Below are 22,883 nucleotides of genomic sequence, written 5' to 3' on the forward strand. Positions count from 1 at the left end.
ACTTCGTTTGTGTACAGACTACATTTAGGAGAACCAACATTAAAAGGAGATGGTCATATGGGTAAGAAAATTATGAGATTTAAAAGAGAATTAGTACTAATACTTGCTATAGTGTTTACATATGCATCAACTTCTCTATTCTTGCTCCCCTATAATAATGCAGTGAAAGCTGTGGCCTACTACTATGGCTCAAGAGGAAATATGGTAATACAAATACAGCAAAAACTCAGAAGTTGGGGGTATTATAATGGCAGCGTAGATGGAGTATACGGGTATCAAACTTACACTGCAGTAAAATATTTTCAATCGAAAAATGGACTAAAATCTGATGGTATAGTTGGAGATGCAACTTTAGCAGCCCTTGCAATAAATACTGGAAGCAATACTGGTGGAAACAGTCAAAATGTAACATTAATAGCTAGATTGATAAATGGAGAGGCTAGAGGAGAACCTTATGAAGGACAGGTAGCAGTAGGAGCTGTAATACTAAATAGAACTAGGGATCCTAGGTTTCCATCTACTGTAGCAGGAGTTATATATCAACCAGGAGCTTTTACTGCTGTGGTGGATGGACAAATACATTCAAATATGCAACAGAGCTCTATAAATGCAGCAAGGGATGCTTTAAATGGATGGGATCCTTCAGGAGGAGCAATATACTATTTTAATCCCTCTACAGCAACAAGTTCATGGATATGGTCGAGACCTCTTATTAAAATTATAGGTAAACATAGATTTTGCAGGTAGTTTAAAAATATATAGCCAAAATAGATGAGCTTTCGACAGCATCATTTAATAAAAATTGTTATTAAATAGGATAAAAATATATATGCTTTTAAGATAAGTGAGCAATAGATTTTTATTGTCATATATAAGGGATAATTTCTAAGAAAAGCTAATCAGGAAGTGACACATTTTTTTTATATATATGCTAATATATTTTTAAGACAATAATGAGCTAGGTTATGGGGGGAGAAAATTTATGATAATAGAGAATTTTATTAGTAAGGAGAAAGTAGATCAAATTAAGTATGTATACTTTTATAGATTACTTAAAGGCAAAATAGCTATTTCATATTCCCATAAGGATGTTGAAGAGGTGCAGGCTTATGGAATTGAAATTGAGAGACAGGATATATTAGATGGAAAATTGATAAATGTGCAAAGAGATAGTGTTCAAAATATAAGTCCTGAAAGGTATAAAGTACATAATTTATTGAAATTACTATATGACAATAAAGTTTCACCTATCCACTTGGTTGATGTAATAGGTGATTATGTAGACGAATACAGTATGGACTTTGACAACCAAAAAAATTATGCAGCATATTAATTTAATAGAAAAGGGGAGAAATCCTCTTTTTTTTATATAAAAAGTTAATATATCTATTATACCTATATTAAAAAATTAATATAATAGGTATATAATTAAAGGTATTAAAATTGGAGGTGTTATATTTTGATATTTGGGGTTGGGGTTGATATAGTTGAAATCAGGAGAATAGAACAGGCTGTTAGTAAACACTCAAATTTTATAGATAGAATTTTTAGTAAGAATGAAGTAGAATATCTTAAAAATAAAAATTTAAGACCTGAATTTATAGCAGGAAGGTTTGCTGCTAAGGAAGCTATAGTAAAGGCACTAGGAACTGGATTTAGTGGTTTTGATTTTAGAGATATAGAAGTAGATAGAACTGCTTTAGGTAAACCTATTGTAGTATTAAAGGGAAAGGCAAAGTTAATAGCTAATAAATGTGGGAATTACAAGATTCATCTCAGTATATCTCATGGAGTGGATAACGCTATAGCCTATGCCGTAATGGAGGTAGATGGAGTTGAAGATAGCGACTGTAAAAATAGCTAGAGCTGTAGATGGGTACAGTATAAATGAATTAAAAATACCAGGAATTGTACTTATGGAAAATGCAGCACTAAAGGTAGTCAAAAACATAGATCTAAAAAAATGTGAATCTTTTTGTGTAATTTGTACAAAGGGAAATAATGGTGGAGATGGCTTTGCGGTAGCAAGACATCTTTATAATTTAAACAAAAAGGTTCATGTATTTTTAGTTGGAAAAGAAAGTGGAATGAGTGAAGATTGCAGCGTAAATTACAACATTTTGAAAAATTTAAAGATTAATTTAGATATAGTAGATTCAGAAGAAAGTCTTGTAAAACTTAAAAAGTGTATAAAAGAAAGTGATGTTACTATAGATGCTTTGTTTGGAACAGGAATTTCTAGAAATATACTAGGAATACAAGATTCTGTAATAACCCTTATTAATGAGTATGGCAGTTATATTATTTCTGTAGATATTCCCTCTGGGCTTAATGGTGATACAGGAAATGTTATGGGTAACTGTGTGAGAGCTAATAAAACTATTACTTTTCAGCTATATAAAATGGGATTTCTAAAATACGGAAGTGATAAATTTACAGGTGAAGTGATAGTAGAGGACATAGGAATTCCAAGTTTAGCTGTTGAAAAATTTTCTGGATCTGAATTTATAATGGATCAAGATTTTATAAAAGGAAAACTAAAAATTAGAGATAAGTATAGTCATAAAGGAGACTATGGAAGGGTACTTATTATAGCTGGATCTAAGGGATTTACAGGAGCAGCTTATATATGTACTCAGGGAGCAGTAAGAAGTGGTGCAGGACTTGTCACTTTAGGATGTTATAAAGATATACAACCTATACTTAGTGAAAAGCTTGTTGAAGGTATGACTATAGATTTGGAAGAAAATTTTAAATTAGAAAAAACTATAGAAAAAAGCGATGCTATTGCTATAGGCCCAGGTATGGGAGCTAATGATAGTACTTTAAACTTGGTGAAAAAAGTTATTACTACTTTCAAAAAAACGGTAGTAATAGATGCAGATGGAATCAATGTCCTAAGTAGGAATCTTAACATTTTAAAACAGAAAAAATGTGATGTGATTTTAACCCCCCATTTGGGAGAAATGGCTAGAATTACCGGTTTAGGAATTGAATATATAAGCGAAAATAGAATTAAAGTAGCCAAAGACTTTGCGAAGGAGTATAATATAATTGTACTTTTAAAAGGATATAATACGGTTATTACAGATGGAAACTCAGTTGCCATAAACTCTACAGGAAATTCAGCTATGGCTTCAGGTGGCATGGGAGATTGTCTAACGGGAATTATAGCTTCTTTTTCTGCACAAAAACAAGGTCCTTTTGAAGCAGCTTCTATTGCTGCATTTATACATGGATATGTAGGAGAAGAATTATCGAAAGATATGTATTCTGTAAATGCCAGTCATGTTTTACATCAATTGCCTTTTTCAATAAAAAAATTAACAGAATAGTCTTATTTTCATATAATTATTTCATAAAAAAGTAATATAGAAAAACATAATAGAATAGATTAGTAGTAAAAAGTTGTGAAAACTGGAGGAACGAAGTGAGAAAAAGACTACTGATATTAGGAATTATGTTTTTTATTTTAAGTGTAATTTTTTCATCTTGTGGTAAAGACCCTCAAAATACAGAGAAAATAATTTATTATTTAAAGAATTTGAACAGCTACAGCTGCAATGTAAATATTTTAATAAAAAATGACAAACAGCAGATAAATTATAATGGAAGGCAATTTTATGACAGTAGATATGGAGAGAGATTTGATTTAGACAACAATAGAATAATTATTTATAAAGATAACAAAATATATGTTAAGGATATTAAAAGAGGAAATTCCTATAATATAGATAAAAATTTTCAAAGTTTATTTAAGTTTAGTTTTATAAAAGAATATATCTCTCTCCTTTATACGAATGAAAAGATTGAAAATTCATTTAAAAAGGTTGGAAATGAAGAATATCAAGTTATAAATTTAGACATACCTGGCAATAATAAAAATATGTATAAAGCCCAGTTGTATGTAAATATAAAAGATAATGTTCCTGCATACGTCATAATATACGATTCTAAATATAAAAAACGGATAGAAATTAAATATACTGATTTTAAATCCAATGTGGAATTAAAAGAGGATATGTTTAAGATAAATTAGTTTTAATATAAGAATATGTAAGTAATATTTTTAATCAATAATCTCATAATTTTACTGAGAAACGTATTCAAGTACTTAATTGATTTTGGGGGGTGATATTTTTATAGTCAAACATTAGGCATGTACAGTAAAGATTAATTTAAGGTGATATTGCATATAATAGGTATCTTCAATCATATGATGTGGACAAGAGCTAATTAATTATAAGAGTTGAAATAATTATAAAGGTAATGTAGATGATGGTATCATGCTCATGGTTGAAAAAATTGATTGAAGTTTAATACAAAAGATAATAAAGTGGTTAAAATTACAGAAGATAACAAGTTCATATATATTTTTTTTTAACTGTCATATGTACTCTACTTTTTAAGTTAGGATAATTGCTATATGCAGCAGTTATATCTTAATTGTAAATAAATTTTAATAAATAAAATCATAGAATTAAATTAATTACATATTTAGAAAGGAATACTTGCATATGGCTTTTAACAAACTGCGTTTTCAATAATTATTATATAAGTAACTATGTATATGAAAAATATGAAAAAACTGAAACATTTCTTAAAATATATTTTCCAATCTGATATATAGGCATATACACACCAGAAAATTATGAATATAAGCTTAGAAATTGGTATAGGATAATAATAAGGTTAATGAATGAAAATTTTATTCATAAAGTTGATTTGCATTACAAATGATTAACATAAAATTAGTAATTGGGTGTAAAAAGTAAATTATACAATATGCAAATGACTAGAATGAATTATTACATATATATTTAATTAATATCTGAAATTGTTACATATAAAATTATAATAGACTTAAATAGAAATATGGCAAAAGTTATATTAAATCAATATAGATATGAAAAGCCCTATGTAAAAAAAATACAAGTAGAAAAATGTTGAAATTAAAGATAATTTCTTTGACACACTTGTGGATTTGGTAATATAATTACGTTGTATATATCTTTCGCTTAGGGTAATAGGAGGTATTAATTTGTATATGTCAAATTCTAAAAGATTGGTGGTAAACCTCTCAGAAACACTATACAATGAATTTAACAAAGCACTTAAAGAAGATTGCAAAAAAAGAAGTGAATTTATTAGGGAAGTTATCATATTATATATTAATGAGAAAAAAAGGTTAAATAGAATATCAGAAATGGAAAAAGGATATAGGGAAATGGCGCAGCTTAATCTTGAATTCGCAGAAATGGGCTTTGCAAGTGACATAAAGGAATTAAAAGAATATGAAGCGAAGCTTTCGGAGAGTGATTTGTCAGATGACAACAGTAGTGAAAAGAGGAGATATATTTTATGCTGATTTGAGCCCTGTAGTTGGGTCTGAACAAGGAGGGGTAAGGCCGGTTATTATCCTACAAAATGATGTAGGTAATAAGTACAGTCCCACTGTAATTGTTGCGGCTATTACTTCTCAGATAAATAAAGCAAAACTACCTACTCATGTTGAAATTTCTTCAGAAGCCTATGGGTTAAATAAAGATTCGGTAGTGCTGCTTGAACAAATAAGAACTTTAGATAAAAGAAGGTTAAAGGAAAAAATTGGTCATATGACGGATGTAGATATGAAAAAGGTAGATGGTGCACTTCTAGTGAGTGTAGGACTACAGTAAGTATTCCAAATTCATCTAATATTTTATGAATTTTATAGTTAATATTGTGAACTATAGGCCCCTGCATCTTAAATGTAGGGGTGAAATTTTATGGCCAGGATTATATATAAAAATAAAATTTTGTGTTAAAATAATAAGTATAGTTTTTGTTTATATAGCTTAGGAGGTTAAGGGTGTGAAAAAAGATATAGAAGAACTTAAGAAGATTGCTGTAACTATAAGAAAAGACATAATAAAAATGTTAACCGAATCTAGTTCAGGTCATCCAGGTGGTTCATTATCTGCAGTAGAGGTTTTAACCACTTTATATTTTTATGAAATGAATATTAATCCGGAACAACCTAGAGATTTAGATAGGGATAGATTTGTATTATCAAAAGGACATGCAGCACCTGCATTATATAGTACTCTTGCAAGAAAAGGATATTTTGATGTAGATGAGTTAAAGTCACTTAGAAAGATCGGATCAATGCTTCAAGGACATCCTAATATGAATGAAGTACCAGGAATAGATATGTCTACAGGCTCTTTAGGACAGGGGATATCTGCAGCTGTAGGAATGGCATTAGCTGGAAAAATGGATAAAAAGGATTACAGAGTTTATACTTTATTAGGTGATGGAGAACTTGAAGAAGGTGAAGTTTGGGAGGCAGCTATGGCTGCAGGACATTATAAACTAGATAATCTTACAGCTTTTGTAGATGCTAATGGACTTCAAATAGATGGACCTTGCGAAGAAGTAATGTCAGCATATCCAATTGGGGATAAGTTTAAGGCATTTAAGTGGAATGTTATAGAAGTGAATGGACATAGTTTTGAAGAACTAATAGATGCTATTGAAAAAGCGAAAACAGTTAAAAACAAACCAACTATGATAGTATGTAAGACTATTAAAGGTAAGGGAGTTTCTTTCATGGAAAATGAAGTTGGCTGGCATGGTTCAGCGCCAAATATAGAACAATGTGAGAAAGCATTAGCTGAACTTGGAGGTGAGGAGTAATGTCAAATAAAATAGCAACTAGAGAAGCTTATGGAAAAGCATTAGTGGAATTAGGAGCTGAAAATAAAAAAGTAGTAGTCCTTGATGCGGATCTTTCAAAGTCTACTAAGACTGCTAAGTTTAAAGATGCATATCCAGATAGATTTATGGACATGGGAATAGCTGAAGGTAATATGATGGCAGTAGCAGCAGGTTTGTCTACTTGTGATAAGATACCTTTTGTAAGTACTTTTGCCATGTTTGCAACGGGAAGAGCATTTGAGCAGGTAAGAAATTCTATATGCTATCCTAAATTAAATGTTAAAATATGTGCTACTCATGCTGGTATTACAGTAGGGGAAGATGGAGCATCTCATCAGTCGGTAGAGGATATATCGCTTATGAGAAGTATACCTAATATGACAGTTATATGTCCAAGTGATGCAGTAGAAGCAGAAGCTGCCGTTAAAGCTGTAGCTGAAATGGATGGACCTTGTTATGTAAGACTTGGTAGGTCAGGAGTATCTGTTATAAATGACAATGCAGATTATAAATTTGAAATAGGAAAAGCAGTACAGCTTAGAGAAGGAAAAGATGCAGTTATTATTGCAACTGGTATAATGGTTGACGCAGCACTAGAAGCATATAATAATCTAGCAGAAGAAGGCATTAAAGTATCAGTCTTAAACATACATACAATAAAACCTATAGACAAGGAAGCAGTAATAAATGCAGCAAGACAAACTGGTGCGGTCATAACTGCAGAAGAGCACAGTGTTATTGGGGGACTTGGATCAGCTGTATGCGAAGTTTTAAGTGAAAATTTACCTACTCCAGTAGTAAGGGTAGGCATAAAAGATACTTTTGGTCAAAGTGGAAAGCCTGCAGAACTCTTAAAAGCCTATAAACTTACAGCAGAGGATATAGTGAAAGCTGTTAAAAAATGTATGGCTTTAAAATAGCAATTTAGTAGAAGACGATGTTATGATTTCATATAACATCGTCTTTTTAATAAAAGTAAACTTTAAGCTTTAGTTTGTTAATAATAATTTCATATATTTAATTTTTAGTTTCATCCTTCCGTATGATATAATGAACTTTGTAATGTAGCAAGCTGAAAAACTTGTTAAATATAAGGAGAGATTTAAATGATACAGTTCAAAAACGTAAGCAAGGTTTACAATAATAACATATTCGCACTGTCAAATATAAATTTGAAAATTGAAAAAGGGGAATTTGTTTTTTTAGTTGGACCTAGCGGAGCGGGAAAAACTACTTTTGTAAAGGCACTTTTGAAAGAAGTTCAACCTACATCAGGAGACATTATAGTTAACAATCTCAATATCACAAAATTAAAAAGAAGCAAGATACCTTTATATAGAAGAAAATTAGGAGTAGTTTTTCAAGATTTTAGGCTGATACCTACTTTAAATGTTTATGAAAATGTAGCATTTGCAATGAGGGTTATTGAAGCTCATCCAAAAGAAATAAGAAAAAAAGTACCTGTTGTACTTTCTTTAGTTGGGTTGGCAAATAAATACAAGTCGTTTCCACATGAACTTTCTGGAGGAGAACAGCAGAGAATTTCACTGGCAAGGGCTATAGTAAACAACCCATCCATATTAATAGCTGATGAACCTACAGGAAACTTAGACCCAGATACTTCTATGGACATAATGGAAACAATAAACGATATAAACGAGGCTGGAACAACAGTACTAATGGCAACTCATGCAAGCGATATAGTTGATTCTATGAGAAAGAGAGTTATAGCACTGGAAAAAGGTATTATAGTAAGAGATGAGCAAAGGGGTGCATACGGATATGAGGATTAGTACTGTAAGTTTTTCTATTAAGGATGCATTTAGAAATTTAAATAGAAATAAAACTATAAGTATAGCATCTGCAGCTACGGTAGCAGCTACGCTTTTTATTTTCGGTATATACCTGCTTGCTATGATGAATATCAAACAGGGTATATTGGAAGTGCAATCTAAAGTAGAGGTAAAGATATATCTTCAGGATAATATAACTAGAATTCAGAAGAGAAATATCGAGGACAAAATAAATACTACAGATGGAGTAGTCGATGTAAGTTACGAAACAAAATCTCAGGCATTAGATAAGTTTAGAAATCAGTTGGGACAGGAAAATAAATCTTTAGTAGAGGGACTTGAAAAGGACAATCCAATTCCAAGTGCATACATAGTGAAGGTTTCAGATCCCCAAGTCGTGTCCCGGGTAGTTAAAAATGTACAGGGAATGCCAGGAATATATAGTGTGCAAGATGCTAGAGAAATTGTGGATAAAATTATAGCTATAACTAGAACTATAAAATGGGTAGGAACTATTATATTTATAATATTAATAGGAGTTTCACTATTTTTAATAGGAAATACAATAAAGATAACTGTTTATTCTAGAAGAAAAGAAATAGGAATAATGAAATACATTGGAGCTACAGACTGGTTTATAAGATGGCCTTTTATTATAGAAGGTATTATAATAGGTATTGCAGGGGGAATAGTGTCGGATATAATACTTTATTATCTATATAAGATAGTATATGTTAAAGCAGCATCTACCCTTGTAATAATGCAGTTAATTAGTCCTACTTATGTAATCACTAGTATTTTGGGAATATTTATTCTGGTGGGTATTATTATAGGCGCTGCAGGAAGTGCACTATCTATTAGAAAATTCTTGGAAGTTTAAATTAGTATAGGATAATTAATTAAATTTTAGAGCTATATAGGGCATGCAGAAGTTTTATTTTTGCATGCCAATTTTATAATAGTTTTACAAATTTATTTTTTTTAGTGTTATAATTATTTAAGATTTACATAAATACTATAATAGTGAATGTTTCAAAAAATGAGGTGAGCAAATTGAATAGCAAGAGAAAATGGATAGGATGGACTATAGCAATTGTACTTATAACAAATATCCTTACAATGTTTGGAACTACAAGTTTTATAACAAGCGCTCAGGGAAATACTGTAGGAAATTTTGGAAAACTATTTGAAATTAGAAGTCAATTATATAAATATTATGATGGACCTATAAACGATGCAACTTTAGTTGAAGGTGCCATTAAAGGAATGACTTCATCGCTGAATGATCCTTATACTGTATTTATGAATAAAAAAGAATTTCAAGATTTTAATGTTCAAACTCAGGGAAATTATAGTGGTGTTGGAATTCAGGTTGCAGCAAAAGACAGTAATATTGTTGTAATGGATGTATTTGATAATTCCCCTTCAAAAAAAGCGGGAATAATGAAAAATGATGTAATTGAGAAAGTAAATGGTACTAGTGTTAGTGGAAAAGATCTAGATAAAGCTGTATCTTTAATGAAGGGTCAGGAGAATACGGAAGTTACGCTGACATTATATAGAGAGAGCAAAGGAAATTTTGATGTAAAAGTTAAAAGACAGAAAATAGACATTGCCACTGTAAAAGGTGAAATGCTGCAGGATAATGTAGGATATATTCAAGTAAGTATGTTTGATGAAAATACTGCAAAAAACTTTAAAGATCAATTGAACAAATTGAGGAGTCAGGGTATGAAATCATTGATTATAGATTTAAGAGATAATCCAGGTGGACTTTTAGATCAATGTGTTGATATGGTGTCTAATTTTGTACCTAGCGGTAAAGTTATAGTTTCTACAGTTGATAAATACAACAATAAAAAAGAGTATAAATCAAAAGGTGGAGATTTTACTAATTTGCCTTTGACAGTATTGACTAATGGAAATAGTGCCAGCGCATCGGAAATATTTTCAGGAGCCATTAGAGATTATAAAATTGGAACTTTAGTTGGAGAAAAAACCTATGGGAAAGGAGTAGTTCAGACTATACTTGATACAGGAAGCGGCACTGCACTCAAAGTTACTATATCAAAGTATTATACTCCAAATGGGGAAAACATACACAAGAAAGGGATAAAACCTAATATAGAAGTGGTATATCCTGAAGAACTCAAGAAAGCTGCTTATGATAGGAACAAAGATCCTCAATTTAGCAAAGCACTTGAAATAGCAAAAAGCAAAATAAAATAGATTTAAATTCTGACGAACTAGGAAAATATAATTGTATTTGAAGTTTTAAGTTAGACAGATTGGTTCTGTCTAACTTAATTTATGGAGAGGGGAACTAATTTTAATGATATTATTGTATACATTGAAGTCCATAGCTTTTGCATTGACAGAACCTTATTTAATAATTATTTTAGCTGTTCTTGCACTTGTGTTATACAGAAAAAATAAACAGATAACTGTAATGCAAAAGATGATAATTGGAGAAAGAGTTAACTCTCCTTTTGAACTTACAATGTCACAAATTGTAATAGGAATTTTTGCAGGGGTTGTCATTACTACTATTATGTCGTATTTAGGAATAGTTTTTGATGAAAGTTCCTCTGTAGATTTAGTATTTTTAGCATCTATAATATTTATGTTTTTTAATCCAAGATTCATATGTTTTTCTTACTCTGGTGCAGTACTTGGATTTCTAAGTCTTACGATGGCTATATTATCTTCAAAGTTTAACCTTCCAAATTTGAATTTCTTAAAAATAGATGTAGTTGCACTTATGAGTATGGTAGCTGTAATACATTTTGTAGAGGGAATTTTAATTATATTTGACGGAAAGACGGGATCTATTCCGGTTTTTACAAGTAAAGGTGGCAGTATAATAGGTGGATTTGCCCTGCGAAGGTATTGGATAGTTCCAGTGGCTATATTTTTTATGATTCATGATAAATCTGCAATAGCAAGTTCATGGCAGGTGTCTCTTCCTGGATGGTGGCCTATAGTAAAAACTTCTATACCGTTTAATATTTTGAAGAATGCAGTTCTTACATTAATGCCATTTTATGCTGTAGTAGGATACAATAGTGTGACTTTTACTAAAAGTGTAAAGGAAAAGAGTCGAATATCTGGTGTTATTGTAATGCTATACGGTATTATTTTATTTGGGATAGCACAATTGGCAGTTTTAAATGTTGTGTTGAAATTCTTTGTAGTTATATTTGCACCTTTAGCTCATGAAGGAATTATTATCCTGCAAAGGTATTTGGAAAATAGAGGGGCACCTAAATACATAAGCAGCAGTGAAGGGATTATGGTACTTGCTGTGGCACCTAATTCACCTGCAAGTGAAATGGGAATAAAAACTGGAGATTTGTTGGTGGAAGTAAATGGCGAAAAAATTGAAAGTGAAGATAGAATAACTGAAATAGTAAAGGAATATTCAAATTTTATTTGGTTTAAAGTAAAAAATGTATCTGGGGCTTTAGAACAGGTTAGCTATAACAAGATGAACAAAGATAAGAGGCTTGGAATAGTTTTTGTACCCAGAAAGGTACCTAAGGACAGTATGGTTGTAAAGTTTGATAAAAGCCGATTTTCTCAAATGCTAAACGATATGAAAAATAAGGATAAAGATAAGGATAAGGATGATTAGAAAATGGGAGTTTTTAAAATACATTCTAAGTTTAAACCTACTGGAGATCAACCCAAAGCTATAGATAGTATAGCAGATGGTGTTTTAAAAGGAAATAAATTTCAAACATTACTTGGAGTAACTGGATCTGGTAAGACTTTTACTATGGCAAACATAATAGAAAAAGTACAAAAACCTACACTAGTGCTTGCACATAATAAAACTTTGGCAGCACAGTTATGTTCGGAATTCAGAGATTTCTTTCCAGATAATTCTGTAGAATATTTTGTATCATATTATGATTATTATCAACCAGAAGCATATATACCTCAGACAGATACTTATATAGAAAAAGATGCATCTATAAATGATGAAATTGATAAATTAAGACATTCTGCTACTTCTGCACTCCTGGAAAGAAAAGATGTGATTGTAGTAGCGTCAGTATCTTGTATTTATGGACTTGGAAATCCTGAAGAATATAAAAAATTAACTTTGTCTCTAAGGCCGGGAATGATAAAAAATAGAGATGAAGTCCTAAAAAAATTAGTAGAAATACAGTATGAAAGAAATGATATAAATTTTGTAAGAGGGACCTTTAGGGTAAAAGGGGATATAGTGGACATATTTCCAGCAGCATCTACAGATCACGCTATAAGGGTAGAGTTTTTTGGAGATGAAATTGATAAGATAAGGGAGTTTGATGTGCTCACAGGAGATACCATTGGATTTAGAAAACATGCAAATATATTTCCAGCATCCCATTTTGCCACTTCAAGAGAAAAAATGGAATTAGCCATAGAAAAGATAGAAGAAGAATTAGAACACAGACTTAAAGAACTTACATCTCAGGATAAATTGCTTGAAGCACAAAGGTTAAAACAGAGAACTAATTTTGACATAGAAATGATGAGAGAAGTAGGATATTGCAGTGGAATTGAAAATTATTCTAGAATAATGGATGGAAGAGCTAAGGGAAGTCCTCCACAAACCCTTATTGATTATTTTCCAGATGATTTTTTGCTTTTTATAGATGAAAGTCATGTTACTCTTCCTCAGGTAAAAGCCATGTATGCGGGAGATAGATCCAGGAAAGATTCATTAGTGGAATATGGTTTTAGGCTTCCTTCTGCCTACGATAACAGACCTTTAAAATTTCAAGAATTTGAAAAGAAGATAAATCAGGTTGTGTTTGTGAGTGCTACACCTGCAGACTATGAGTTAGAACATTCCGAAAATGTGGCAGAACAAATATTAAGACCTACAGGACTTTTAGATCCTGAAATTATAGTGAAACCAATTAAAGGACAAATAGATGATTTGTATAATAGTATACAAAAAACTATATCAAGAGGATATAGGATACTTGTCACTACACTTACTAAAAAGATGGCAGAAGATTTAACAGATTATTTTAAAGACATGAATGTCAAGGCAAGATATCTTCATTCCAGTATAGCTACTATAGATAGGATGAAGATAATAAGGGATTTGAGAAAAGGAGAATTTGACGTCTTAGTGGGAATTAATCTTCTAAGAGAGGGACTTGATATACCTGAAGTTGCATTAGTTGCAATTTTAGATGCAGATAAGGAAGGATTTTTAAGATCAGAGAGATCTCTTATTCAAACTATAGGAAGGGCTGCAAGAAACTCTGAAAGCAAAGTTATAATGTATGCCGATGTTATTACAAAATCTATGGATAAAGCTATAAGTGAAACTAAAAGAAGAAGAAAAATACAAATTGAGTATAATAAGAAGAATGGAATAGTTCCAAAAACAATTAATAAGGCAATTAGAGAAGTTATAGAGTCAACTATGGTTTTGGAAGAAAAAGAAGAATATAATAGTTTAGAAGAAGCAGTAAAGGCGGACAATGAAAAAATAGATGAACTCATTGAAGCTCATGAAAGACAAATGAAAACGGCAGCAAAAGAACTTAGATTTGAAGAAGCTGCTAAACTCAGAGATGCAATACTTAAGTTAAAAAAACAGAAAAATAAATAATATGGATAAAAGATTAGATAACTAAGGAGTTAAGTTTATGAAAGATAGCATAGTAATAAAAGGTGCTAAAGTTCACAATTTAAAAAATATAAGTTTGACTATACCAAGAGATAAGCTAATAGTTTTTACTGGGCTTTCAGGTTCGGGAAAATCTTCACTAGCATTTGATACTCTTTATGCAGAAGGTCAGAGAAGATACGTTGAATCATTATCTGCATATGCAAGACAATTCTTGGGCCAGATGGATAAACCAGATGTAGAATACATTGAAGGCTTATCACCTGCTATATCTATAGATCAGAAAACTACAAGTAGAAATCCACGTTCTACAGTAGGAACAGTTACAGAAATATATGATTATTTGAGGTTATTGTATGCACGTATAGGAGTGCCCCATTGTCCAAAGTGCGGCAAGGAAATAACCCAGCAGACAGTGGATCAAATGGTAGATAAAATTATGGAAATGCCAGAGAGAACTAAGATACAGATACTTTCACCTGTAATAAAGGGAAAAAAAGGAGAACACATAAAGGTACTGGAAAGCATAGTTAAAAATGGGTTTGTAAGAGCTAGAATTGATGGAGAAATAGTAGATCTTCAAGATGAAGAGATAAAATTAGAGAAAAATAAAAAGCATACTATTGAAATAGTAGTAGATAGGTTGATAATTAAAAGTGAAATAAGGAGCAGACTTGCGGATTCTATAGAAACCTCCTTAAAATTGTCCGATGGGATACTTATTGTAAATATATTGGGTGGAGAGGACATACTTTTCAGTGAGAAATTTGCATGTCCGGAATGTGGTATAAGTATAGGAGAGATTACTCCTAGAACTTTTTCTTTTAATTCACCTTTTGGAAAATGTGATACTTGTGATGGGCTTGGTACCTTGCTTGAGATAGATGAGAATCTAGTAATACCTGATAGAAAAAAGAGTATATTAGAAGGTGCTATTACAGCCTGGGGAGAAGGAAGTTTAAAGGAAGGTTCCTGGACTTTTAGTATACTGAAGGCTCTTTCGAGTACGTTTAAATTTAAATTGGATACACCTATAGAAAAATTAGATCCTAAAGTAGTAGACATATTACTTTATGGATTAAGAGGCGGAAAAATAAGAGTTAAATACAGAAAAGAAAACAGAATGATGGAATTTAATCATTCTTATGAAGGAATAGTCAATACTTTGAAGAGAAGGTATATGGAGACAAATTCCGACTATATAAAAAAAGAAATAGAAAATTATATGAGTGATAATCCATGTCCAAAATGTAAGGGCGCCAGATTAAAACCTGAAGTATTAGCAATTACAGTAGGAGAAAAAAACATATTTGAGCTGTGTAACATGTCTATAAAAGATGAATTGAAATTTTTTAAGGAGATACAGCTTTCGGAAAAAGATAAGATTATAAGTGACCAAGTATTGAAAGAAATAAGTGGTAGGTTGCAATTTTTAATAGATGTAGGATTGGACTATTTGACATTGTCCAGAACTGCCGGAACTTTATCCGGAGGAGAGTCCCAAAGAATAAGACTTGCAACTCAAATAGGTTCAAGTTTGGTTGGAGTGCTTTATATATTGGATGAGCCAAGTATAGGGCTTCACCAAAGAGATAATGACAGACTTATATCTACTTTGAAGCATTTAAGAGATATTGGAAATACATTGATAGTAGTAGAACATGATGAGGATACAATGAGACAGTCGGATTTTATAGTAGATATAGGACCAGGAGCAGGAGAACATGGCGGAGAAGTAGTAGCTGCAGGGCCTATTTCGGATATTATAAAATGTGATAGATCAATAACAGGACAGTATTTAAGCGGAAAGAAAAAAATAGAAATACCTGAACATAGAAGGGAATGTAGCGGAAAATATATAAAAGTAATAGGTGCTTCAGAGAATAATTTGAAAAATATAGATGTTTCTTTTCCCTTAGGAATATTTACTTGTGTTACCGGTGTATCTGGATCTGGAAAAAGTACTTTAGTAAATGAAATATTATACAAAGCACTACATAAGGAATTAAACAATTCAAAAGATAGGCCGGGACATTATAAAAATATTTTGGGAACAGAAAATGTAGATAAAATTATAAATATAGACCAAAGTCCTATAGGAAGGACTCCAAGATCCAATCCTGCAACTTATACAGGAGTATTTGATATAATAAGGGAAGTGTTTGCAAGTACTTCTGAATCCAAGATGAGAGGATATAAACCTGGACGATTCAGCTTTAATGTAAAAGGAGGAAGATGCGAGGCTTGCAGCGGAGATGGAATAATAAAAATAGAAATGCAATTTTTATCAGACGTATACGTGCCTTGTGAAGTTTGTAAGGGAAAAAGATATAATAGAGAAACACTTCAAGTAAAGTATAAAAATAGAAATATTGATGATGTATTAAATATGACTGTAGAAGAAGCATTAAAATTCTTTGAAAATATACCAAGAATAAAAAATAAGCTGCAAACTCTTATGGATGTAGGGCTAGGATATATCAAATTAGGTCAACCTTCCACACAATTGTCTGGTGGAGAGGCACAGAGAATAAAGCTTGCCCATGAATTATCTAAAAGAAGTACTGGGAAGACAATGTATATACTTGATGAACCTACTACAGGACTTCACATAGATGATGTAAGTAAACTTATAAATATACTTCAGAGAATTGTAGATGTAGGTAATACAATTGTGGTTATAGAACATAACTTAGATGTTATAAAGTGTGCGGATTATATCATTGATCTTGGACCTGAAGGTGGAGAAAAGGGAGGAAACATTCTCTGCATGGGTACTCCAGAACAAATATCTGAAAATAAGGGTTCTTACACAGGACAATACTTAAAAAAGATGTTATAATTTACATAAAGACTAGCATAAGCACACCTATAATGCTAGTCTTTCCATGTATTAAGGGAGGATATTTAAATGGATCTTAGTAAATTGAGTATAGTTTTTAAAATTGTTATCATAGGTATAGTATATATTATAATATTTTGGGCACTGAGAATAATGTACAAGGATGTTAAAAATGGAAGCAAGAGAGGTAGAAATGTCAATAGGAAATCCTTTGGACTTGAAGTAGTTAATCCAGGTGAAAATGCGAATCTTAGAAAAGGTGCTGTGATTCCAGTGCGAAGGGAAATAACCATAGGAAGAAAAGGCGATAATCAACTTATGCTAGAGGATCCATATACCTCAGGACATCATGCAAGAATTTATATAAAAAATGGGAAAGAGTGTATATTAGAGGACATGGGAAGTACTAATGGTACTCTTTTAAATGGTAAAAAGTTAAGGGGCAAGCACTATTTGGCTTCTGGTGATGAAATTAAAATTGGAAATACATCCTTTAAAGTTATAGGGTGATTAAATATAAGCAGTTTTTAAAAACTATCATAAATAAGTGGGTGGTGGAATATTGGATACTACTAGAGATGAAAAAAAGTTATTAAGATATACATATTTGTTGTGTTTTGTGTGTTTCCTTAATTTAGCAATTATAAAGCAGCCTTTTGATAAAGGTGCTATGATAATGGCACTAGTAACTTGTCTTCTTATAGGATATTCTTACTTTGTAATAAGAAAATTTTTCTCTGACGGAGATAAATATATATTTATTTTTTCCAGTATACTGTCAGTTATAGGTATGGTAATGATATATAGAATAGATACTGCAGCCTCTATTAAACAAATAATTTGGTTTGCAGTCGGAGTTACTGGATTTATACTCATTGTTGTATTAATGCCGGATACTAGCGGATTCAGCAAGTATAAATATATATATTTGGTAGTTACATTAATATTTATGGCAATGGGTACTTTTTCAGGTACTGAAATCAATGGTTCAAAAAACTGGGTTAGTCTAGGTGGAATTCAGTTTCAGCCATCGGAATTTGGAAAACTATTTTTGGTAGCCTATCTGGCGGCGGAATTAAAGGATTATAAAAATTTTAAAAATTTAATAATACCTTGTGCAGTAGTAATGCTATCCTTAGTGTTTATGGTAATTCAAAGGGACCTTGGATCTGCTCTTATATTTTTTGGGATATCTGTAACCATGCTGTATATAGCTACTTCTAAATTTAGGTATGTAGCTATATGTTTTCTCCTTTCAGCTGCAGGGTCAATAGTAAGTTATAGGTTGTTTAATCATGTTAGAATAAGGGTTATGATATGGAAAAATCCTTGGCCTTATGCTAATAATCAGAGTTATCAAATTGTTCAATCTATGTTTTCTATAGCATCTGGGGGACTTACTGGAACGGGGCTTGGACTAGGACATCCGGAATACGTCCCTATTAATACTACAGATTTTATATTTGCGGTGTTGTGTGAAGAACTTGGGATACTTATAGGATTTGCTATAATAATATTATACTTTTTATTGTTTTACAGATGTATGAGAGCTGCTGTCTATGGGAATGATAAATTTTCAAGGCTTTTGGCAGTAGGTTATAGTGCAATGATTGCATCTCAGGTTTTAGTTATAGTTGGTGGTGTTATGAATGCTATCCCACTTACAGGTATAACATTACCTCTTGTAAGTAGGGGGGGAAGTTCTATGCTAATAACGTTTTTTTCGCTGGGTATAATTCAGAAGATATCAGAAGAGGGTAGGTAGCATTATGAATAACATAGTGAACAATATAAAGAAAGTGATGATGGTCTTCTTAATATGTTTTATAGCACTTATTTCTTATATGACTTATTTTGAAATGATAGTGGGACCTAAGATAGAGAATAGTCCTTATAATAGAAGGTTATGGATAAAAAGAAATGAGGTGCTTAGAGGAACCATATATGATAGAAATGGTAATGCACTTACTAAGAGCGATCCTATAAATTCTGAAACTCAGAAAAGGGAATACACAGGGGGGGCAATGTTTGCCCATGTACTTGGTTATGTGGATCAAAAATATGGAATTACAGGACTTGAGAAAAAATATGATGAACAGTTAATGTCCAGTAATATTCAGGATAGTATAAAGAGCCTTATTCAAAATAAGGGGAAATCCCAAAAGAAAGTGGGAAATAGTTTAAAAACAACTTTGGATTTGGAAACTCAAAAAATGGCTTATGACCTGCTTGATGGAAATAAGGGGGCAGTTGTGGCGTTAAACCCAAAGACTGGTGAAGTAATAGCACTTGTTTCAAGACCTTCTTTTGATCCGAATGACCTTGCAAATACATGGCAGCAGTTAAATCAGGATAAAACTAAACCTCTTTTAAATAGAGCTACGGCAGGGCTTTATCCACCTGGATCTACTTTTAAAACTGTAACTGCTGTAAGTGGATTAGAAAATATATCAGGAATTCAAAATAGATATTTTCAGGATAATGGTGAACTTCCTTTAGGTGGAGGATATTCTCTGCACAATTTTGAAGGAGAGGTTCTTGGAAGTATTAATTTTAAACAAGCATATACTCATTCTAGCAACGCTTATTTTGGATCACTTGGAATTGAGCTCGGAAATGACAGGTTAAAACAAACTGCTGAAAAGTTCTTCTTTAATAAGGAAATACCTACAGATGGAATACCTGTAGAACCTAGTAAATTTCCAATGTTAAAATCCTATGAAAAGGGAAGTATAGCTCAGAGTGCTATAGGGCAGAGCAGCGATTTGGCAAGTCCACTTCAAATGGCAGTAGTTACAAGCACTATAGCTAATGGTGGTGTTATGATGAAGCCTCATTTGGTAAGCGATGTGCTTACAAGTACGGGTGAAGAAGTAAAGAGCATACAAGCAGAACAAGTAGGCCAAATAATTTCTTCAAATACAGCAAATACTATGAAAGATCTTATGAGATCTGTTGTAGAATCTGGAACAGGAACTAATGCTTCTGTGGAAGGTGTAGAAGTAGCAGGAAAGACTGGAACAGCAGATAATCAGACAGAAGGACCTGGTTCACCACCTCATTCCTGGTTTATAGGTTTTGCACCTTATGATGATCCACAGATAGCTGTGGCGGTAATTGTAGAAAATGGAGGACAGGGAGGAAAGTTAGCGGCTTCTATAGCTTCGCAAGTTATAAGAACAGCATTACGAAAATAATTGAAATTTTAAAATTCCCCGGGAAATTTTGTTGTAAAAAGTAAATTTGTTGTAAATTTAATGTTATAATATAGGCAATAAGCGGATTATCGAATTATATGCAAAAATATTTAACATTATGACAGGATAAAAAGGAGAAAATATGAAGGGGAAAACTCATGCGGAAATGGGAATAGTTACTTTTTTGTCCGTTTACAACGTACTTCCGGGGAAATTTAATTATATAGGCCTTTTAATAGTGGCATTTTCATCAATACTTCCAGATGTGGATCACCCTAAAAGTATAATAAACAAATATATACTTCCATTTAGAAATAAGACAAGTAAGATTATGGTGTATAGCTCTTTAGGGATAGGACTACTTTGGTACGATTATCTTTATACTAATGCACCTATTATTAAAGCTATTGGCATATCGTTTATAATAATAGCTGTGTCTTCTCATAGAAATGGATTGACTCACAGCTTGATGGGTATGATATTGTTTTCTTTTATTATAGGATATTTAGGAAACATGTATAATGTACACTATCTGGTGTACTATTTTATGATAGGATATGGAATGCATCTCCTTTGTGATATGGTTACCAATAGAGGGGTACCCCTTTTTTACCCTTTTAAGAATAAAAAATTTAAACTGCCGTTAACTTATAATACTAATTCTAAAATTGGTTGTGTAATAGAGGATTTTTTAATGATATTTGGACTTTTATTTACAATATACAAGCTTCCAATCATATTTTGTAAGTAGTTTTAGGAGTGGATGTAGTGTTTGATTTTGAATATCAGTTAAAGGTATTACCGGATAAACCAGGAGTATATTTAATGAAAAACTCTTTAGGTGAGGTAATATATGTTGGAAAGGCAAAAATTTTAAAGAATAGAGTTAGGCAGTACTTTCAAAATTCTAAGAATCATTCTGAAAAGGTAAAGGCTATGGTGAAGCATATTGCTGAGTTTGAATATATAGTTACAGATTCAGAAATGGAAGCTCTTATTTTAGAATGTAATTTAATTAAAAAATATAGACCTAGGTATAATATACTTTTAAAGGATGACAAAGGATATCCTCTCATAAAAATAACAGTAAATGAGGATTTCCCAAGAATAATATCCGCTAGAAATATGGTAAAGGATGGCTGTAAATATTTTGGACCTTATATTAGTCCTTCTGCTGTATATGAAACTATGGAAATTATAAAAAAGATATTTCCAATTAGAACTTGCAGACTATCAATAAAAGAAGGAGAAATGAAGGGAAGGCCTTGTTTAAACTACTATATAGGGTTGTGTAAGGCTCCTTGTACTGGATATATTACTAAAGAGGAATACGGAAAAATCGTGAGTGGAGTTATGGATTTCTTATCAGGAAAAAATAGAGACATAAGTAAAAAGCTTAAAGAAGATATGGAAATTGCCTCAGAAAAACTCGAATTTGAAAAAGCTGCAGAGCTGAGAGATAAAATCCTAGCAGTGCAAAAGATAATTGAAAAACAAAAGATAACCACTGGAGGATTTGAAGATGAAGATTTTATAAATATGTATTCAGATAATGTGGACAGCTGTGTTCAAGTATTTTTCTCTAGATCCGGAAAAATAATAGGAAGAGAGCATTTTATTTTAGAAAATACTCAGGATTTGCCTAAGGGTGAAATAGTATCAAATTTTATAGAGGGGTTTTATGGGGGAACTGCATATATAGCAAAAACAATATATGTGCCTGAAGCTGATGAAATTGAACTTCTCCAGAATTGGCTTAGTATGAAAAAAGATGCTCGGGTATATATTAAAATACCTCAAAAAGGAGAAAAAAGGGCTACTTTAAATATGGTGGAGGAAAATGCTAAGACAACTTTGAAAAATTTTAAATTGAAATTAATTCAAGATAAAAAGATGTACAATACTGCTCTTGAAGAACTTACAGAAGCATTAGACATGGAAGATATACCCCACAGAATAGAAGCGTATGATATATCTAATATTCAGGGCGTGGATTCAGTAGGTACTATGGTAGTGTTTGAAAATGGAAGAGCTAAAAACAGTGATTATAGAAGATTCAAAATAAATTCCGTAAAAGGAGCCAATGATTACGATAGTATGAGGGAAATACTGACTAGAAGATTTAAGCATGGCTTTGATGAAATAGAAAGAATAAAGAAAAGAAATTTAAAGTTTAGTGCAGGAAAGTTTTGTGCCTTCCCAGATTTAATTCTTATGGATGGTGGAAAGGGTCAGGTAAATGCGGCCTTGGAGGTGTTAAAAAAATTTAATATAGACATACCTGTGTGTGGAATGGTAAAAGATGATAGACATAGGACTAGGGGACTTATATATAAAAATGAAGAAGTTTTGATATCTCCGCATTCTAATGTAATTAAACTCATTGCTAGAATACAGGACGAAGTTCATAGGTTTGCAATAACCTATCATAGGAGTTTGAGAAATAAAAGAGTACTTCATTCTGTATTAGAAGACATACCTAATGTAGGTAACAAGAGAAGAAAAGAATTGTTAAAAAAATTTGAGAGTATAGAGAATATAAAAAAAGCTACCATGAATGAACTTATGGATACGCCTTCAATAGATAGACGTACGGCGGAAAGCATAATTTCATACTTTAAAAAAAATGAAAATTAAATATAGGATTTCTAAGCATTAGATGGAGTTAAAACTTCATCTAATGTCAATAACTCTGTTTATAAATCCTATATTTT

General features: G+C 31.7%; 20 protein-coding genes. All 20 read left to right on the plus strand.

Annotation, left to right across the window (positions count from 1 at the left end; all coding sequences use genetic code 11):
• The first annotated feature begins 57 nt into the window (after nt 1-57).
• Complete coding sequence (gene sleB / locus CLJU_RS01460) at nt 58-747, plus strand: spore cortex-lytic enzyme (RefSeq protein ID WP_013236982.1); 690 nt, start codon at nt 58-60, stop codon at nt 745-747.
• Between the two features lie 235 nt (nt 748-982).
• Complete coding sequence (locus CLJU_RS01465) at nt 983-1,333, plus strand: DUF6514 family protein (RefSeq protein WP_013236983.1); 351 nt, start codon at nt 983-985, stop codon at nt 1,331-1,333.
• Between the two features lie 126 nt (nt 1,334-1,459).
• A complete protein-coding gene (gene acpS, locus CLJU_RS01470) occupies nt 1,460-1,864 on the plus strand; it encodes a holo-ACP synthase (protein WP_013236984.1) in 405 nt (134 codons plus the stop codon).
• Entirely contained in the window at nt 1,836-3,335 is a 1,500-nt protein-coding gene (locus CLJU_RS01475) for a bifunctional ADP-dependent NAD(P)H-hydrate dehydratase/NAD(P)H-hydrate epimerase (RefSeq protein ID WP_041704996.1), read from the plus strand. The genes acpS and CLJU_RS01475 overlap by 29 nt, the downstream gene beginning before the upstream one ends.
• A 95-nt stretch (nt 3,336-3,430) precedes the next feature.
• Nucleotides 3,431-4,039, plus strand: a complete 609-nt coding sequence (locus tag CLJU_RS01480) for a germination lipoprotein GerS-related protein (RefSeq protein WP_013236986.1) — start codon at nt 3,431-3,433, stop codon at nt 4,037-4,039.
• Between the two features lie 1,008 nt (nt 4,040-5,047).
• Nucleotides 5,048-5,368 (plus strand): CopG family ribbon-helix-helix protein, encoded by a 321-nt coding sequence (locus CLJU_RS01485; RefSeq protein WP_029170139.1) that lies wholly within the window; start codon nt 5,048-5,050, stop codon nt 5,366-5,368.
• Nucleotides 5,328-5,678 (plus strand): type II toxin-antitoxin system PemK/MazF family toxin, encoded by a 351-nt coding sequence (locus CLJU_RS01490; protein ID WP_013236988.1) that lies wholly within the window; start codon nt 5,328-5,330, stop codon nt 5,676-5,678. Before CLJU_RS01485 ends, CLJU_RS01490 begins: the two co-directional genes overlap by 41 nt.
• A gap of 175 nt (nt 5,679-5,853) precedes the next feature.
• Nucleotides 5,854-6,678: a transketolase gene (locus tag CLJU_RS01495; protein WP_013236989.1), complete on the plus strand. Its 825-nt coding sequence runs from the start codon at nt 5,854-5,856 to the stop codon at nt 6,676-6,678.
• Nucleotides 6,678-7,619 (plus strand): transketolase family protein, encoded by a 942-nt coding sequence (locus CLJU_RS01500; RefSeq protein ID WP_013236990.1) that lies wholly within the window; start codon nt 6,678-6,680, stop codon nt 7,617-7,619. The genes CLJU_RS01495 and CLJU_RS01500 overlap by 1 nt, the downstream gene beginning before the upstream one ends.
• Before the next feature lie 186 nt (nt 7,620-7,805).
• Nucleotides 7,806-8,492, plus strand: coding sequence for a cell division ATP-binding protein FtsE (gene ftsE, locus CLJU_RS01505; RefSeq protein WP_013236991.1), 687 nt, complete (start codon nt 7,806-7,808; stop codon nt 8,490-8,492).
• A complete protein-coding gene (gene ftsX / locus CLJU_RS01510) occupies nt 8,482-9,372 on the plus strand; it encodes a permease-like cell division protein FtsX (protein WP_013236992.1) in 891 nt (296 codons plus the stop codon). Before ftsE ends, ftsX begins: the two co-directional genes overlap by 11 nt.
• A 173-nt stretch (nt 9,373-9,545) precedes the next feature.
• Nucleotides 9,546-10,721, plus strand: coding sequence for a S41 family peptidase (locus CLJU_RS01515; protein WP_013236993.1), 1,176 nt, complete (start codon nt 9,546-9,548; stop codon nt 10,719-10,721).
• Nucleotides 10,722-10,824: 103 nt separating this feature from the next.
• Entirely contained in the window at nt 10,825-12,126 is a 1,302-nt protein-coding gene (locus CLJU_RS01520; RefSeq protein ID WP_013236994.1) for a PDZ domain-containing protein, read from the plus strand.
• A 3-nt stretch (nt 12,127-12,129) separates the two neighbouring features.
• Nucleotides 12,130-14,112 carry an excinuclease ABC subunit UvrB gene (gene uvrB / locus CLJU_RS01525; protein WP_013236995.1) on the plus strand — a complete coding sequence of 661 codons (1,983 nt, stop codon included), beginning with the start codon at nt 12,130-12,132 and terminating at the stop codon, nt 14,110-14,112.
• A gap of 37 nt (nt 14,113-14,149) precedes the next feature.
• Complete coding sequence (uvrA, locus tag CLJU_RS01530) at nt 14,150-16,972, plus strand: excinuclease ABC subunit UvrA (RefSeq protein WP_013236996.1); 2,823 nt, start codon at nt 14,150-14,152, stop codon at nt 16,970-16,972.
• Nucleotides 16,973-17,041: 69 nt separating this feature from the next.
• On the plus strand, nt 17,042-17,482 hold the full coding sequence (locus tag CLJU_RS01535; RefSeq protein ID WP_013236997.1) for an FHA domain-containing protein: 441 nt from the start codon (nt 17,042-17,044) through the stop codon (nt 17,480-17,482).
• Nucleotides 17,483-17,534: 52 nt separating this feature from the next.
• A complete protein-coding gene (locus tag CLJU_RS01540) occupies nt 17,535-18,737 on the plus strand; it encodes an FtsW/RodA/SpoVE family cell cycle protein (protein ID WP_013236998.1) in 1,203 nt (400 codons plus the stop codon).
• Between the two features lie 4 nt (nt 18,738-18,741).
• Nucleotides 18,742-20,169 carry a peptidoglycan D,D-transpeptidase FtsI family protein gene (locus CLJU_RS01545; protein ID WP_013236999.1) on the plus strand — a complete coding sequence of 476 codons (1,428 nt, stop codon included), beginning with the start codon at nt 18,742-18,744 and terminating at the stop codon, nt 20,167-20,169.
• Between the two features lie 142 nt (nt 20,170-20,311).
• Nucleotides 20,312-20,920 carry a metal-dependent hydrolase gene (locus tag CLJU_RS01550; RefSeq protein ID WP_013237000.1) on the plus strand — a complete coding sequence of 203 codons (609 nt, stop codon included), beginning with the start codon at nt 20,312-20,314 and terminating at the stop codon, nt 20,918-20,920.
• Nucleotides 20,921-20,937: 17 nt separating this feature from the next.
• Nucleotides 20,938-22,806: an excinuclease ABC subunit UvrC gene (gene uvrC, locus CLJU_RS01555; protein ID WP_013237001.1), complete on the plus strand. Its 1,869-nt coding sequence runs from the start codon at nt 20,938-20,940 to the stop codon at nt 22,804-22,806.
• Nucleotides 22,807-22,883 lie beyond the last annotated feature (77 nt).

The sequence above is a fragment of the Clostridium ljungdahlii DSM 13528 genome (genome assembly GCF_000143685.1).
GTDB lineage: Bacteria > Bacillota > Clostridia > Clostridiales > Clostridiaceae > Clostridium_B > Clostridium_B ljungdahlii.